We start from the raw sequence: 15,571 nt of genomic DNA on the forward strand, positions 1-15,571 counted from the left end.
GGATGCCCGACGACCCGGAGATCGTTCCCCCCAACCTGCCTGAACCGGGGACGACAGAGGAGGAGGAACTCACCGACCTCATCCCCCTCATCGCTGAGCTCGCCGACTCCGAGCCGGAGGAGGAGCCGGTGGAGCGGGGCCGCGACCCGGTGCGCACGTACCTCCGCGAGATCGGCCGCGTCCCCTTGCTCACCCGGGAGGAAGAGGTGGAGCTCGCCCAGAAGATCGAGGCGGGTACGGCAGCGCTGGAGGAGCTCGCCCAGGGGGTCGCGGATCCGGAGCGAAAGCGCGAGCTCGAGCGGATCCTCCACGAGGGGGAGGCGGCACGGGAGAAGCTCGCCGTGTCCAACCTGCGGCTCGTGGTCTCGATCGCCAAGCGCTACATGCACCGCGGGCTATCGTTCCTCGACCTCATCCAGGAGGGGAACATCGGGCTCATGCGGGCGGTGGAGAAGTTCGATTGGCGCAAGGGGTACAAGTTCTCCACCTACGCCACGTGGTGGATCCGCCAGGCGATCACGCGCGCGATCGGGGATCAGGCGCGCACGATCCGCGTCCCCGTTCACACGATGGAGGCGGTGCAGGAGCTGAGCCGGCTGCGGCGGGAGTACATCCGCGAGCACGGGGGGCCGCCGAGCTACGAGCAGCTCGCTGAGCTCCTCGGAACGAGCGTGGATCGGGTGAAGAAGATCGAGCAGGCCGCCGCGTTCACCACCTCGCTCGAGCGCCCGCTGTCCGACGAAGATGATGACACCTTAGGGGATTTCATCGCCGATGAGACGGCGCAAGACCCGGCCCAGGAAGCGATCCGGGCCCGGCTGCGGGACGAGTTGCGGGAGGCGCTGGCCGAGCTCGACCCGCGGGAGAGGGAGATCCTCGAGCTGCGCTACGGCCTCCTCGACGGCCATCCCCGCACGCTGAAGGAGGTGGCGAGCCAGTTCGAGATCACCCGGGAGCGGGTGCGGCAACTCGAACTGAAGGCGCTGGAGAAGCTGAAGTACCCAGCGCGGCACCAGTTGCTCCGTTCCCTACGGGAGCTCCTCCTCTCCGAGGAGGCATGACGGTCCTCCTCCTCGTTGGGCCCACCGCGGCGGGGAAGTCGGAGGTCGCGGTGGCGGTGGCGGAGGCGGTGGGAGGGGAGATCATCTCCGCCGATGCCCGGGCCATCTACCGGGGCTTGGAGATCGGGACGGACCGGCCTCCCCGAGAGGTCCTCGCTCGGGTCCCACACCACCTCGTCGGCACCCTCGACCCCTGGGAGCACTACGATGCGGCCCGGTTCCGTGCGGACTGCGAACGGCTTGTCGCCGAGATCCAGGGCCGCGACCACCGGGCGATCATCGTCGGCGGGAGCACGCTCTACGTGCGGGCCCTCACCCGCGGGCTCTCCCCCGGGCCGGCCGCCGACCCGGAGCTCCGGGCGGAGCTCGCCCAGCGCCCCACCGCGGAGCTCCGGGAAGAGCTTGCACGCGTGGATCCGGCGTCCGCCGCCCGGATCCACCCTGCAGATCGGGTGCGCCTCGTCCGCGCGGTGGAGGTGCATCGCCTCACCGGCCGGCCGCTTACCGCAGCGTGGGGGAGCGAGAAGGCGTTCCCGTGGCCGCTCGTCCCGGTCGGGCTCACCGTCGAGCGCTCGGAGCTCGGGCGGAGGATCGAGGCCCGTGTGGCGCGGATGCTCGCGGAAGGGCTGATCGAGGAGGCACGGCGGCTGTGGAACCTCGACCTCCCCTCGGATGCCCCGGCCGTACGCACGATCGGGTATCGGGAGCTCTTCCCCTACTTCGCCGGGGAGTACGACCTCGATGAAGCGCGGCGGCGGATCGTGCGGAACACGAAGGCCTACGCACGACGCCAGCTCGCGTTCTTCCGCGCCGAGCCGCGCGTCCACTGGCTGGACGTGACCGGCCGCCCGGCACCTGAGGTCGCAACGGAGGTCATCGCCCATTGGCAGGCTGCGGAGTCGGGCCTAGAATGAAACCCGTGCTGAAGGTGTTCACTGCGGAAGCGATCCGAACGCTCGACCGCCGCGCCGCCGAGCACGGGGTGGCCCCGCTCCTCCTCATGGAGTCGGCCGGACGGGGGGCCGCCGCGGAGATCAGCGCCTGGAACCGTGGCCTCGCCACCGGCCGCGTCCTCGCCGTGTGCGGGAAGGGCGGAAACGGCGGCGACGCCCTGTCCGCGACGCGGTGGCTCGGGCTCGCCGGGGCCGACGTACAGGCGGTCGTCCTCGGGACCCCCCACGGTCCCACCGCTGAACAGGAACGTGCATTCCGCGCGTCGTTCCCGGACCGACTCGTTGCCATCCGCCGCGCGGCTGAACTCAACGTGCTCCGCACGAGGATTGCTGAGGCAGATCTCGTGCTGGACGGGATCCTCGGGATCGGGCTTGCCCAGGGGGCGCGCGGTCTGGCCCGGGGGGCGATCGAGATCGTCGTCGCCTCCGGCTCCCCGGTGGTGGCGCTCGACCTTCCATCGGGACTGGTCGCCGACTGCGGCGCCGTCCCCGGCCCGGCGGTGCGGGCCGAGCTCACGCTCGCCATGGGGGCGCTGAAGCCATGCCACCTCCTCCCCCCCGCGGCGGGGCTATGCGGCGAGGCGCGGGTGGTGGATGTCGCCTACCCCCCGTCGGTGTGGGATGAGGTGAGCCCCGTAGCGCACGTCGTGGACGCGTCGTTCTGTGGTTCCCTCCTCCCCCGCCGGCCGCGGTTTGGCCACAAGGGGACGTTCGGGAAGATCCTCGTGGTGGCGGGCGCGGTGGGGATGGCCGGCGCGGCCGCCCTCTGCGCCGAAGGGGCGCTCCGCGCCGGTGCGGGCCTCGTCCACGTCCTGTGTCCGGAGCCCGTGTTCCCGATCGTGGCAGCCCTCCTGCCAGAAGCGCTCGTCCACCCCGGCCGGGCCGCGGACGGGATGCTCTCCCCTGAGGCGGCCGCGGAAGCGGTGCGGCGGGCTCAGGAGATGGACCTCGTCGTGGTCGGCCCCGGCCTCGGGCGGGGTCCCGGCCCCAAGGAGGTGGTGCACGCGCTCGTTGCGTCCGGGGTCCCGCTCGTCGTCGATGCCGATGCCCTGTTCGCCCTCGCCCAGGACCCGTCGCTCCTGCGGGCGGGGCATGGGGAGATCATCCTCACCCCGCACGTCGGCGAGTTCGCCCGCCTCGCGGCCGTGGATCCGGACGAAGCCATGTCGGACAAGATCCGCTGGGCACGGGGGATGGCCAGAAGCTCGCGCGCCACGGTGGTCCTCAAGGGGCCCCCCACGGCCGTTTCCGGCGGCGGGGACGTGTACCTCACCACGACCGGGAACACGGCCCTCGCCCACGGCGGTTCAGGCGATGTCCTCGCCGGGATGATCGGGGGCCTCTGGGCGGGCGGGGCAACGCCTCTCGCCGCAGCGGTTGTGGGGGCCTACGTCCATGGCCTCGCTGCCGAGCTCGCCACCGCCGGCGCCTCGGAGCGGGCCGCCCTCCCCCGCGACGTGGTGGGGTCCCTCCCGTGGGCGTTCGCCTCAATCGAGCCCGAGCCTCGCCGGGATTCATGAACCTGTTCGACACCCACGCCCACCTCGACTTCCCCCCGTTCGATCGCGACCGCGCGGAGCTCCTCGCCGCGCTGCGGGTGGAGGGAGTAGCGGTCCTCAACGTAGGGGTGGACCTCCGGTCGTCGGAGGCGGCCCTCGAGCTCGCCCGCCGGCACGGGCACGTGTTCGCCTCCAGTGGGCTCCACCCCCATGACGCGAAGGCGTTCACCCCTGAGCTAGAGGCGCGACTGGCGGGCCTCCTCCGCCAGGGGGCGGTGGCCGTCGGCGAGTGTGGGCTCGACTTCTACCGCGACCTCTCCCCGCATGAGGTCCAGATCGAGGCGTTCCGGTCCCAGCTCCGGCTCGCCAAGCGGCTCGCCCTCCCAGTGATCCTCCACGAGCGGGCGGCGTGGGATCCGTTCCTCCAGCTGCTCCGCGCGGAGCGGCCGCCCCGCGGGGTGGTGCACGGGTTCGGCGGGGACGAATCCCGGGCCCAGGAGATCGTGGGCCTCGGGCTCCACCTCGGCATCGGGGGCCCCCTCACCTACCGCCGGAACGACGCCCTCCGCCAGGCCGCCGCGGCGATCCCTCTCGAGCGGATCCTGCTCGAGACCGACTCGCCCTACCTCCCGCCCGAGCCGTTCCGCGGCCAGCGCAACGATCCGGGGAAGGTGCGCCCGGTGGCGGAGCGGCTCGCCGCGCTGCGGGGGATCCCCGTGCCCGAACTCGCGGAGGTCACGTGGGAAAGCGCGTGCCGGCTGTTCTCCGTGCATCCCTCGTTCGGGCCAGCGCCGGCCGGTCACGGAATGTAGCCCTGCTCGCGCAGCGAGGTGTGATTCGTCTTCGTCACGATGATGTGGACGAGGACCTCGATCCCCAGATCTTCCCCGCCTCGACGAGCTGGCGGGGGGGGGCGAGGTCGTCCCCGCTCCACCGCGCGAGCTGCGGACCGGCGTCCTCCAGGCGCGCTTGGGCCAGCTCGACCGCGCTCTTCCCCCTCGTCCCGGTGCGGATGAGGACGGCGAGGAATTCGGCGTCCGACAACGCCTTGGGACCCGCGGGCGCGGAGCTTCTGCGGCCGATCCATCTCCGGGAGGTCCTTGATCCCCATCGTAGCCCCCTGCCCCCAAATCGTAGCCCTCCGCCCGGCTCATTCACCCCGAAACAATAGCGCAGAGACAGATCTCACAGTACGACGGCCCCGCCTCGCGCCTCTCTCGCCGACGGCTGACCGTGGCGTACTGGAGGCCCAAGGCCTCGGCGATCTCCTTGAGGGTGTATCCGCGGCCTCCACCACGCAGGACGTGCCCCAGCCGGTTGTTCCGGCGGTTGAAGCCCGGGGGGTAGGCCCCGTTGAGGACCTGCATCCCCTGGGATTGGTTGAGCGCGTCTGCACAGGCCGGTGACAGTGGTTTGGCATCAAACAGGAGGCGTGACAGATCCAGTTGTACCGTGTGACGACGTCCTCCAGGACCTTCAAGAAGCTCAACCGGTCTTCGTCGTCCAGGAAGATATCTTGGCGGTCATTACCACGGCTTTTGATGTGGCACACCGCGCCCTCATATTCGATGCGTAACGGGCGTGCCACACGCCAAGTGTGTCGCGCCTAACACCAAAGGTGAAGACCTGACCCCTTCACTTCACTGGATGGAGTCGTTCTGGGCCCACTTTAAGGGGGAGAACGTGTCGCTGTTTCTAGACGCGGCGACGTTGGAGGAGCTGGAGTGGGTGATCGGGAGGCAGATGGACTACTACAACTGCGAGCGCAGGCACTCTAGCCTTGACTATCGATCGCCCATGGAGTATCTTGTAAATATAGGGTTTATCCCCGAAACGGTAGCGGAAAACGGGGGGGGTAAAAGTGGTTCCGCCACAGGGGCGCAGGGCCGGCGTGCCCGAACGGCTGTGGTGAATTCTGGTTGCCGGAGGAAGATGATGACGAGTGAAATGTAAGGAGGTACAGTCTAAAAGGAGGTAATACCAATGCTCAAGCTAGTCAAGTCCAAACAAACCCGTTGGGAAGAACTGGAGGCCAGAAAGCAGTCTTAGAAGGAGGTTTTCCGCATGGCTGTTTTGCTGGGTTATGGCATTGTTTGGCGTGGCTGGAATAGTTGTAACCTTAGTTATGCTGATTGTTAGATCTATCTTTAAACGCGACGGGGGCAAGAAAAGGCTTTGGATAATTGGTGCTGCGTCGTTAGTTCTGTTTATAGTTGGAGTAGTTACGGGGATATGGTCAGTGCCAGATGGATATAATGCAGGACAGCAGGTTGCAGAGGTTAGCGAACCCGTGTCTCTTCAACAAGAACAAGAGCAAAAACCAGAGCAAGAAATCGAGCAACCTTCCACTCCGGAACAATCGGCGGTTACCCCTATAGAAGAGGAACAAGTGTTTCAAAAAGAGGAAAAACCAAAACCATACCAGGAATGGCTTAAAAGCACGGTGGAGGCAGAAATCGGCGCAGAATCAAATTTGAATCTGCCACGGGTTGCGGGGATCGATTTCGAGAATGGCGATGAGTCTAAGCCGGTAATTTCTTTGGTCGCTGACGATAACCTAACGATTAATTTAGTAAGGACTGTAATGCTGTTTGATGCAACTAACGTTTTTAAGGCGATATTTGCTGATGGTAGAGCAAAGGTGGTCACCATCGTTTGGGGTCGGCCGGTTACTGATAAATATGGAAACACAAAAATGAAGGCTGTTATGGGAATAGAAATGTCCAGAGATACGGCAAACAAAATCAACTGGAGTAATTTTCTTCATAGCAATTTGCCTAAAGTGGCGGATGATTTCTATGAAGCGCCGCAGTCTGAATGGTGAGTTGAGTGAGGTCATGAGGGTCAGGTCTTCATTTTTGGTGTTTCCTCGCCTCCGCCACCCGGTTGGTGATGATGCTCACCGTCGAATAGTACAACCCCAATGCATTTGCCACTTCCTTGAGGGTATACCCGTAAACACGAACGGCTTGATAGATCCGTTCATTTCGATCGGACTTGTCCTTGATGCCGGAAAAGAGCTCCTCTAGTTTGGGCCGGGTCACCAGCCTCTCCCTCCGGGGAATCTCCACCGCGGAGGACCTCCCTCGCAATAGCGGTTCCAGCGCCTCCACGAACCGCTCCGTTCCCAGGATCACCCCACCGCGAAGATCGGCCCAGACGTCGATCCCGCGCCCCTCCTTGACAAACTTCCGATATTCCTTCTCCGCCCGAGCACGGTCCTGGTGAAATTGGGACAATACCCAATCCGTGGCGAGAAAGTCCGGGGGTTCTTCTTCCCCGGCTGTTGCTCGGTAGCTGCTCCACCGCCAGGCGCCAGGATGGCGGACGAGCCCTAAGGCAAGTCTACCACCCCCGGCGCCAAAAGTGATGACCATGCATTGCCTTTGGCGCACATCGAGTGTGCCGGTCTTGCCAGTATAATGCATCGCCTTAAGACGCACGGACCGATACAGGAGCTCACCCTCCGCTAGGCCCGGTTGGCTTGGGGGCAAGCCTCGGGTACCATCGCCCGCCGATGGGATCCAAGGTCCACGTCGCGTTCCTGTGGCACATGCACCAACCGTGGTACGCCCTCCCGGGGAGCGGAGAGAACCTCCTCCCCTGGACCCGCCTCCGGGCGACGAAGGACTACACGGACATGGCGGCGTTCATCGGGCGGGGCGAGGTCCCCGTGACGGTGAACTTTACCCCCTGCCTGACGGAGCAGCTGACCCGGTACGCCGCGGGTTCCTTGAGCGATGGCTACTTCCCCGCCACGGCGGGGGAGGGGGCTGTACGCGACCTCCTCTCCGGCGCAATCCCGCTCCCGGTGGCGCGGCGGGGGCTTCCGGTCCCGGATCTCAATCGCCTGCGGGCGGCCGCCGTCACGCCGGAGGGGGAGCGGGCGTTGTGGGGATGGTTCCTCCTCTCGTGGATCGGCCAGACCGTCCTCGATGGGGATCCCTCGCTCCGGGATCTGGCGCAGCGCGGCCGGTTCGCGCACGACGACCTGGAGTATCTGTCCGGCGTCCATCGCCGCCTCGTGGGCGAGGTCCTCCCCCGCTACCGGGCCCTCGCAGCGGAGGGGCTGGTCGAGCTCACGGCGACGCCGTTCTACCATCCGATCCTCCCCCTGCTCCTCGACTCCCAGGTCGCCCACCGGGCGCAGCCGAGCGACCCGATCCCGCCCCTCGCCGCCCCGGACGACGCCCGCGAGCAGGTCCTCCGGGCCCTCGCCCACCACGAGGCCACGTTCGGGGGCCGCCCCCTCGGGATGTGGCCGGCGGAGGGGGCGGTGAGCACGGACGCGGCCGCGGTGTTCGCCCAGGCCGGGGTGCGCTGGATCGCGACCGACGGGGCGATCCTCGCCCGCTCGCTCGGCCGACCTCCCCACCGCGAGGACCTGTACCGCCCGTGGCGCTTCGCGACCGGTAGGGGCGAACTGACGATCCTGTTCCGCGACACGTACCTCTCGAACCTCATCGGGTTCGACTACCACCGCTGGCCGGCGGCCGACGCGGCCGAGGACCTCGTCCGGCGGCTACGGGAGATCGGCCAGACGTGGCGCGGGGATGCACCCCCGCTCGTCCTCATCGCCATGGACGGCGAGAACGCCTGGGACTTCTACGAGCGGAACGGCCAGCCCTTCTTGGAGGCCCTGTACCGCCTCGTTCGCTCCTCCCCCGACCTCGTGCCGACCACGGTGTCGGGGTACCTCGATCCGCGGCCCTCCGTCCCGCGGACCCTGCCCGATCTGTGGCCCGGATCGTGGATCGACGCCGACTTCCGCACGTGGATCGGCCACCCCCAGCAGAACGCGGCCTGGAGCCACCTCGCACGGGCGCTCGATGCGGTCCGGTCCTGCCCGGATCCCGCGGCGCGGGCGCGGGCTCGCGACCACCTCCTCGTCGCGGAGGGAAGCGACTGGTTCTGGTGGTATGGTCCGCACCACACTTCTGCCCACGAACCCGTGTTCGACCGCGTGTTTCGAGGTCACGTCGCCGCTGCCTACGGCGAGATCGGCCTCCCCATCCCACCCGACCTCGGTTGAGCCGGGGATCGCGGCCCCGTGCGGCCGGGGACCACGCCCGGTAAAGTACGGGCGGTGCGAGAACGCAGCCGGGGTTACTCGCACGGGGAGGGCATGGTGAGCGGCGTACTGGCGTTCGTGCTGGCGGGCGGCCGCGGGCAAAGGCTCTATCCCTTGACCCGCGATCGGGCCAAACCGGCGGTCCCCTTTGCTGGCCTGTACCGCATCATCGACTTTACCCTCACCAACTGCCTCCACTCCGGGCTCCGCCACATCCTCGTCCTCACCCAGTACAAGTCCCTGTCCCTGGAGCGGCACATCCAAATCGGGTGGAGCATCTTCAGCCCTGCGCTGGGGGAGTTCCTCATCACCGTCCCTCCCCAACAGCGCGCGGCCGAGCACTGGTACCTCGGAACTGCTGATGCAATCTATCAAAACTGGTACTCGGTCGAGCGGTTCGCCATGGAGCAAGGGGCTCCCGAGGCGATCCTCATCCTCGCCGGGGACCACGTGTACAAGATGGACTACCGGCCCATGGTGCGGTTCCACCAGGAACGGGAGGCCGATCTCACGGTGGGGGTGGTGGCGGTGCCCCTCGCGGAGGCCGCGGGCGAGCTCGGGGTCCTCGTGGTCAATGGCGAGGGCAGCGTGCTCCACTTCCAGGAGAAGCCAGCCCAGCCCGCCCCGTCCCCCACCGATCCGGCGGTGTGCCTGGCCTCGATGGGGATCTATGTGTTCCGACCCGAGGTCCTCGCCCGGCGGCTCGAAGAGGACGCCCAGACCGCGGACTCCTCGCATGACTTCGGCCGGGACGTCATCAACCGCATGGTGGGCGAGGATCGGGTGTTCGCCTTCCCACTCGAGCGTGCGAACAAGAACCCCCTTCCCTACTGGAGGGATGTGGGGACCCTGGATGCGTACTGGGAGGCCCACATGGACCTCGTCGCCATCACCCCCAAGTTCAACCTCTATGACAGGGAATGGCCCATCCACACCTACCACGAGCCTTGGCCCCCCGCCAAGACGGTCCATGATGAGCCGGACCGCACTGGAACCGCAGTGAACTCGCTCCTCTCCCCAGGCTCCATCGTGTCTGGGTCGCACGTGGCGCGGTCGGTCCTCTCGCCGGGGGTCCGCGTGAACAGCTACGCCACCGTTGAGGACTCGGTCCTGTTGGCGGGGGTGGACGTGGGGCGGGGGGCGAGGATCCGCCGCGCGATCGTGGATAAGGGGGTGCGCATCCCCCCCGGGGAGAGGATCGGGTACGATCCCGAAACGGACCGAGCTCGGTTCACCATCACCGAGGCCGGGATCGTCGTCCTCCCCAAGGAAGCTCGCTTCTAGCGGTATCATTACGGGAGGAAGGAGGCCGTCCTATGCCCTACTTGGGAGGAAGAGAACTGGCACAGGTGTACCGTCGCGCTCACGAGGAGCGGTTCGCCCTCATCGCCAACAACTTCGCTGAGCCGAATGTCCTCCTCGGGCTCCTCGCCGCCTACGAGCAAGCGAGAAGCGATCTATTGGTCCAAGTGTCGGTCGGGGCCGCAAAGTTCGCCGGGGGGGGCCGCCCCCTCGCTGGACTGCGGGCCCTCGTCCGCTACGTCCAGGCGGTGGCCGCGGACGCGAAGATCGGGGTGTTCGTGAACCTCGACCACGTCACGCCCGACCAGAGCGACGGGTTCATCCGCCCCGCCCTCGCCGAGGGCCTCTGCTCATCGGTGATGGTGGATGCCTCGGCGCTCCCGTTCGCGGACAACGTGCGCGCGACGCGGGCCGTGGTCGAGCTCGCCCAGCCCTATGGGGTCCTCGTGGAGGGGGAGTTGGGGGTGATCCGGGGCGCGGAGGACGAGATCGTCTCCGACGCCGCGTTCTACACTGACCCAGAACAGGCCCTTCAGTTCGTCGCGGAGACCGAGGTCGATCTCCTCGCGGTCTCGGTGGGGACCGAGCACGGGGTCTCGGCAGGGCGGGAGCTCTCCTTACGCGTGGACCTCGCGCGCGCGATCTCGGACCGGCTACGGGCGGGCCGCCGGCCGCGCCCGCTCGTCCTCCATGGGGCATCGGGGCTGTCCTCTTCTCAGGTCGGGGCCCTCGTCGCGGCGGGCGTGTGCAAGGTGAACAAGGACACCACCTACCAGTACGTGTACGCCCGCACCGCGGCGGAGTTCTTCGCCGACCACCGCGCAGAGATCCTCCCCCCTAGAGGGGTGGCGTTCGATCCGATCACGTTTGATGCCGGGGGAAGCCCGTGGCGCCCCAACAAGAAGCTGTTCGACCCCCGGGTGGTGGGGAAGGAGATCCAGGAGGCGATCTGCTCCGTCGCGACGGACATGATCGCCCAGGTCGGTTCAGGAGGGAGGTCTCTCTATGCCTAGCGTGAAGAGGATCGGGGTCCTCACGGGGGGCGGTGACTCCCCGGGGATCAATGCGGCGATCCGGGCCATCGTGCGGCGCGCCGAGCCGGCAGGCCTCGCGGTGGTCGGGTTCCGCGACGGCTGGCGGGGAGCGGTGGAGGACGACCTCGTGCCGCTCGGCCGGAGCGAGGTCGCGGGGATCCTGCACATCGGAGGCACGATCCTCGGCACCTCGCGCACGAACCCGTACGAGAAGGATCCAGCGACCGGAACATGGACGCCCACCCCAAAAGTGGACCGGATCCTGGACACCCTGAACCGGCGGCGGGTGGATGCGGTGCTCGCCATCGGGGGGGATGACACCCTCGGCGTGGCCCACCGACTGGCGAGCCACGGCGTGCGGGCGGTGGGGATCCCCCAGACGATCGACAACGACATCGGCGGCACGGACTACGCGATCGGGTTCCACTCGGCACTCGCCGTGGTCACGGAGGCCCTCGACCGGCTGCACACCACGGCCCATGCCCATCACCGGGTGCTGATCGTGGAGGTCATGGGGCGCGACGCGGGGTGGATCGCGGTCCTCGGCGGGCTGGCCGGCGGGGCAGACGTGATCCTCGCCCCCGAGGAACCGTTCTCGGTCCCCCAGGTGGAGGAAGCGCTCCAGTGGCGGCTCGACGCCGGGCGGCGGTTCTCGATCATCGTCGTCGCCGAGGGCGCTCGGCCGCTCGAGCTCGGGAGCCGCCCGGTGGCCGAGGAGGCCAGAACGGACGCGTTCGGCCACGCCCAACTGGGCGGCGTAGGGTATTGGCTCGCGGCGGAACTGGAGAAGACGGGCCTCCCGTTGACCCCGCGGGTGACCGTCCTCTCCTACCTGCAGCGGGGCGGCGGCGCCACCCCGTTCGATCGCCTCCTCGCGACCCGGTTGGGGGTCGCCGCGGTGGAGCTCGCCTGCGCCGGGCAGTACGATGCGATGGTCGGCTTCCATGGCACGGACGTGGGGCCGGTCCCCCTGGCCGCGGCCCTCGCCGGGTGCCCGAAGCCGGTGCCGAGGGAGTACCTTGAACTGGCCCGAAACATCGGAGTGAGGTGAGCGAGATGGTGCGGAAGTCGTTCGTCGCGTTGCTGCTCGTGGGCGTGCTCGCCATTGGCGCCGCCCCCGGCGATACCCTGTTCTCCCCGCTCGGGCAGGTCTACCAGCTCATCCACGATTACTACTACCGAGCCGATAAGATCTCCGACTCGACCCTCCTCCATGGGGCGATCAGGGGGGTGGTGGAGTCCTTGGGCGACCCGTACTCCACCTTCTTCACCCCCGAGGAGTACCAGAGCTGGGAGGAGTCCCTGTCCGGGGAGTACTCCGGGGTGGGGATCGAGATCACCCTCCGCGACGGCCGCATCACGGTGGTGGCACCGTTCCCGGGGACCCCGGCCGAAGCGGGGGGGATCCGCCCCGGGGATTGGATCCAGGCCGTGGACGGGGAACTGACCGAGGGTTGGACCCTGGAGAAGGCGTCGTCGCACATCCGCGGCCCGGAGGGGACGGTGGTCGTCCTCACGGTCCAGCACGACGACGGCACCGTCGAGGAGATCCCCCTCGTCCGGCAGAAGATCCAGATCGAGTCCGTGTGCTCCGAGTACCGGGCGGAGGAGAAGGTCGGCTACGTCCAGATCTTGAGGTTCGACTTCGATACCCCGGGGCTCCTCGGGAGGGCGCTGTTCTCGTTCCCGCTCCAAGACCTAGCCGGCATCGTGATCGACCTCCGCAACAACCCGGGAGGGATCCTATCCGCAGCGGTGGAGTCGGCGAGCTACTTCGTGGACCGCGGGCCCATCGTTCGCGTCCAGGGCCCATCGTTCGGGGAGCGCACCTACAGCTCGCGTGGAAACAGCGTCCCCAACATCCCCGTGGCGATCATGGTCAACGAGGGGACCGCGTCCGCAGCGGAGATCATGGCCGGAGCGATCCAAGATCACAGCATGGGCATCCTCGTCGGCCGACCCACGTTCGGCAAAGGGCTCGTCCAGGAGATCGTGATGCGCCTCCCCGACGGGGGAGCGATCAAGCTCACCACCGGTGAGTACTTCACCCCACTCGGACGGACCGTCCACGATGTCGGCCTGACCCCGGAGATCCTCGTCGAACGGACCGAGGGAGAGGAAGGGGATCCCGAGCTCGAGGCCGCTCTCGCCTGGATCCGAGACGGGGCCCCCATCCCGGTGGGAGCGGGACGATGAAAGAGCAGGTCTGGAAGAGGATCGATGAGCTTGGGCCTCAGCTATGGGACCTCGCCCTGCGCATCCACGACCACCCTGAGCTCGGGTTCGAGGAACACCAGGCCGCGGCGTGGCTGGCGGAGGCCCTGGAGGGGGGCGGGTTCCGCGTTGAACGGGGAGCGGGCGGGATCCCGACCGCGTTCCGCGCCGTCCACCCCGCCGCAAAGCCAGGGCCGCGGGTGGCGCTCCTCGCGGAGTACGACGCCCTGCCTGAGCTCGGGCACGCCTGCGGCCACAACCTGATCGCCGCGATCGCGGTGGGGGCCGCGCTCGGCCTCGCCCCAGTCAAGAAGGACCTCCCAGGAGCGCTCCTCGTCCTCGGCACCCCCGCCGAGGAGGGAGGCGGCGGCAAGATCAAGCTCATCGAGGCCGGCCTGTTCCGGGACCTGGACGCAGCGATGATGGTCCACCCCTCAGACCAGACCGTCGTGGACCGGGGCTCGCTCGCCATCACCGAGGTTGGGATCGAGTTCCATGGGGTGGCCGCCCACGCCTCGTCCGAGCCGGACAAGGGGGTCAATGCCCTCGATGCGGTGATCCAGACGTTCGTCGGCCTAAACGCCCTCCGCCAGCACATCCGCGACGGGGCGCGCATCCACGGGATCATCACCCACGGGGGCCTCAAGCCGAACATCGTCCCGGAGCACGCCGCGGCCCGGTTCTACGTCCGCGCATCCGACAATGGGTACCGGGACGAGCTGGTGGAGAAGCTGCGGCGGTGCGCAGAGGGGGCAGCTCTGGCCACGGGGGCTCGGCTCGAGTTCCGCCTCGTGGGCCATGCCTACAAGGCGATCCGCCCCAACCGCGCCCTCGCTCACGCGTTCGCCGAGCACCTCGCCCCCCTCGGGTTCCCCGTGGAGGAGCCCACGGGAGGCGTGGGGTCCACGGACATGGGGGACGTGTCGTGGGAGGTCCCCGCGATCCACCCCTACATCCGCATTGCGGAGGGCACCGTGCCCGGGCACTCCCGCGCGTTCTGTGAGGCAGCCCGAGCGGAGCCGGCGCGAGCGGCGATGATCGCTGCCGCCAAGGCCCTCGCCGCGGTGTGCCTCGACCTATGGACGAACCCCGCCCTGATGGCGGACGTGGCGCGCGAGTTCAGCGAGGGTCAGGGGACGGGATCGTAGCCGCCGGGGTGCCACGGCCCGCAGCGGACGAGCCGCCGCAGGGCGAGCCATCCTCCGCGGAGGGGGCCGTACCGGAGGATGGCCTCCCGGGCGTACTCCGAGCACGAGGGGACGAACCGGCAGCGGCGGGGGAGGAAGGGGGACACGGCCCGCTGGTAGACGACGAGCGGGAGGATGAGCACCCGCCTCACCACAGGTGCGCGGTGGCGGTGATGACGATGCTCTGCTTCCACGCCGGGGCCTCCGCCAGCTTCACGAATTCCATCTGCAAGGTCATGCCCACCCAGCGCTGGCTGATCTCGAGCTGGAACGAGGCCGACTGCCGGCCGGCGGGGAGCTGGCCGAGCGGCTTGTCCTGGAACAGGCTGTAGCGGGTGGAGAAGCTGATCGCGCTGTCGAGCTGGACATCGAACGTCACGTCCAGGGCGAGGGTGTACTGCTCGGTGATCCAGTACGGGCCTGAGACCCGGGCCCTGAAGAGGAGCTGGGAGTTCGGTTCGGGGGCAAGGGCGGCGTCGAGGGCCAGGGAGAGGAGGAAGTCACGGGTCGCCCCGTTGGGATCCAGGAGCTCGTGGGCGAAGCCCGCCTGCACCGTCCACCCGCAGTACCTCTCCCGGCCCGTGGCCGCGAGGGCCTCCTCGATCAGGAGGACCGTGGTCGGATCGAGCTCCCGCCCGGCCTCCGCCTCGATGAGCGACACCACCGCGGCCACCCGCTCCGCCACCACCTCCCCCTCCACCCGCTGCCCGATGGACTTGGCCACGGCGAGGAGGTTCGCATCGGTCAGGGGCACCGGCAGGATGCCCCGCGTCAGCAGCTGTCCCTCGATCTGGAGCGCCTTGGCGAGCGGGGTCACGTCGTAGAACCGGCCGTACCCCAGTCCAGCCTGGGCCTCCACCCGCGGTTGGGGGAAGGCGGTATCCAGGGTCGCCGCGAAGCCCCCGAAGGTGAACAGGGGGAGAGGGCTCTCCAGGTACTGCCGCACCGCACCGCTTGCGCCAACCTCCGCCTGCGTCAGGCTCAGCTCCGCGAACCCCACCTGGCCACTCCCCGCGAGGGTGAACCCCTCCGTCATGCTGTCGTACTGCCGTCGGGCATCGAACGATAGCCAGCCCGAGCTGAGGTCCACGCTGGGGGTGGTGGGGTCATCCGTGTGTTGGTAGAAGAACGACACCTTCCCCTGGAGGAACTCCGTGGTTGGGGTCCGGTATTCGCAGAGTCCAACCCCGAACCCGGTCACGGCGACCCCGATCGCTGCCGCAATCCCCCCTAGCCGCTTCATCATTCCC

Annotated in this window: 17 protein-coding genes; 12 read left to right on the top strand and 5 right to left on the bottom strand. The window is 68.1% G+C overall.

The window, feature by feature from the left end; genetic code table 11:
- Positions 1–2: 2 nt before the first annotated feature.
- From BARAN1_RS04705 to BARAN1_RS04720, 4 genes are read left to right on the top strand one after another with little or no spacing between them, the layout of a single operon-like run.
- Positions 3–1,061, top strand: coding sequence for a sigma-70 family RNA polymerase sigma factor (locus BARAN1_RS04705; protein WP_122031376.1), 1,059 nt, complete (start codon positions 3–5; stop codon positions 1,059–1,061).
- Entirely contained in the window at positions 1,058–1,975 is a 918-nt protein-coding gene (gene miaA, locus BARAN1_RS04710) for a tRNA (adenosine(37)-N6)-dimethylallyltransferase MiaA (protein WP_122031379.1), read from the top strand. Before BARAN1_RS04705 ends, miaA begins: the two co-directional genes overlap by 4 nt.
- Before the next feature lie 5 nt (positions 1,976–1,980).
- Entirely contained in the window at positions 1,981–3,534 is a 1,554-nt protein-coding gene (locus BARAN1_RS04715) for an NAD(P)H-hydrate dehydratase (protein WP_162297751.1), read from the top strand.
- Positions 3,531–4,325: a TatD family hydrolase gene (locus BARAN1_RS04720; RefSeq protein ID WP_122031385.1), complete on the top strand. Its 795-nt coding sequence runs from the start codon at positions 3,531–3,533 to the stop codon at positions 4,323–4,325. Before BARAN1_RS04715 ends, BARAN1_RS04720 begins: the two co-directional genes overlap by 4 nt.
- A gap of 34 nt (positions 4,326–4,359) precedes the next feature.
- On the opposite strand, the gene BARAN1_RS04725 is transcribed toward BARAN1_RS04720, so the two are convergent.
- Positions 4,360–4,557: a UPF0758 domain-containing protein gene (locus BARAN1_RS04725; protein WP_122031388.1), complete on the bottom strand. Its 198-nt coding sequence runs from the start codon at positions 4,555–4,557 to the stop codon at positions 4,360–4,362.
- A 110-nt stretch (positions 4,558–4,667) separates the two neighbouring features.
- Positions 4,668–4,880, bottom strand: a complete 213-nt coding sequence (locus tag BARAN1_RS06720) for a helix-turn-helix domain-containing protein (RefSeq protein ID WP_231944242.1) — start codon at positions 4,878–4,880, stop codon at positions 4,668–4,670.
- 280 nt (positions 4,881–5,160) lie between these two features.
- Here BARAN1_RS06720 and BARAN1_RS06870 point away from each other — a divergent pair, with 280 nt between their 5' ends.
- Together BARAN1_RS06870 and BARAN1_RS06525 are read left to right on the top strand one after the other, a co-directional pair.
- On the top strand, positions 5,161–5,466 hold the full coding sequence (locus BARAN1_RS06870) for an integrase core domain-containing protein (protein WP_122031394.1): 306 nt from the start codon (positions 5,161–5,163) through the stop codon (positions 5,464–5,466).
- Positions 5,467–5,596: 130 nt separating this feature from the next.
- A complete protein-coding gene (locus BARAN1_RS06525) occupies positions 5,597–6,337 on the top strand; it encodes a hypothetical protein (RefSeq protein WP_157959483.1) in 741 nt (246 codons plus the stop codon).
- 28 nt (positions 6,338–6,365) lie between these two features.
- Here the strand turns inward: BARAN1_RS06525 and BARAN1_RS04740 are convergent, their stop codons facing one another.
- Positions 6,366–6,752, bottom strand: a complete 387-nt coding sequence (locus BARAN1_RS04740) for a hypothetical protein (RefSeq protein WP_122031397.1) — start codon at positions 6,750–6,752, stop codon at positions 6,366–6,368.
- Positions 6,753–7,030: 278 nt separating this feature from the next.
- Between BARAN1_RS04740 and BARAN1_RS04745 the strand changes: the two genes are divergently transcribed.
- The 6 genes from BARAN1_RS04745 to BARAN1_RS04770 all read left to right on the top strand — a co-directional run bounded on the left by BARAN1_RS04745 (position 7,031) and on the right by BARAN1_RS04770 (position 14,282).
- Positions 7,031–8,545, top strand: coding sequence for a glycoside hydrolase family 57 protein (locus tag BARAN1_RS04745; protein WP_122031399.1), 1,515 nt, complete (start codon positions 7,031–7,033; stop codon positions 8,543–8,545).
- A gap of 93 nt (positions 8,546–8,638) precedes the next feature.
- Entirely contained in the window at positions 8,639–9,868 is a 1,230-nt protein-coding gene (gene glgC, locus BARAN1_RS04750) for a glucose-1-phosphate adenylyltransferase (RefSeq protein WP_122031401.1), read from the top strand.
- A gap of 32 nt (positions 9,869–9,900) precedes the next feature.
- Entirely contained in the window at positions 9,901–10,899 is a 999-nt protein-coding gene (locus tag BARAN1_RS04755; protein WP_122031403.1) for a class II fructose-bisphosphate aldolase, read from the top strand.
- Positions 10,892–11,971, top strand: a complete 1,080-nt coding sequence (locus tag BARAN1_RS04760) for a 6-phosphofructokinase (protein ID WP_174202508.1) — start codon at positions 10,892–10,894, stop codon at positions 11,969–11,971. The genes BARAN1_RS04755 and BARAN1_RS04760 overlap by 8 nt, the downstream gene beginning before the upstream one ends.
- Before the next feature lie 5 nt (positions 11,972–11,976).
- Entirely contained in the window at positions 11,977–13,116 is a 1,140-nt protein-coding gene (locus BARAN1_RS04765; RefSeq protein ID WP_231944298.1) for a S41 family peptidase, read from the top strand.
- Positions 13,113–14,282 (top strand): M20 family metallopeptidase, encoded by a 1,170-nt coding sequence (locus tag BARAN1_RS04770; protein WP_122031407.1) that lies wholly within the window; start codon positions 13,113–13,115, stop codon positions 14,280–14,282. Before BARAN1_RS04765 ends, BARAN1_RS04770 begins: the two co-directional genes overlap by 4 nt.
- Here BARAN1_RS04770 and yidD read toward each other — a convergent pair.
- Positions 14,264–14,473, bottom strand: coding sequence for a membrane protein insertion efficiency factor YidD (yidD, locus tag BARAN1_RS04775; RefSeq protein WP_420196449.1), 210 nt, complete (start codon positions 14,471–14,473; stop codon positions 14,264–14,266). The two genes, BARAN1_RS04770 and yidD, sit on opposite strands and share 19 nt — an antisense overlap.
- Entirely contained in the window at positions 14,470–15,564 is a 1,095-nt protein-coding gene (locus BARAN1_RS04780) for a hypothetical protein (protein WP_157959484.1), read from the bottom strand. Before BARAN1_RS04780 ends, yidD begins: the two co-directional genes overlap by 4 nt.
- Positions 15,565–15,571: the final 7 nt, after the last annotated feature.

Origin of the sequence: Candidatus Bipolaricaulis anaerobius (genome assembly GCF_900465355.1) — a bacterium.
Lineage (GTDB): Bacteria > Bipolaricaulota > Bipolaricaulia > Bipolaricaulales > Bipolaricaulaceae > Bipolaricaulis > Bipolaricaulis anaerobius.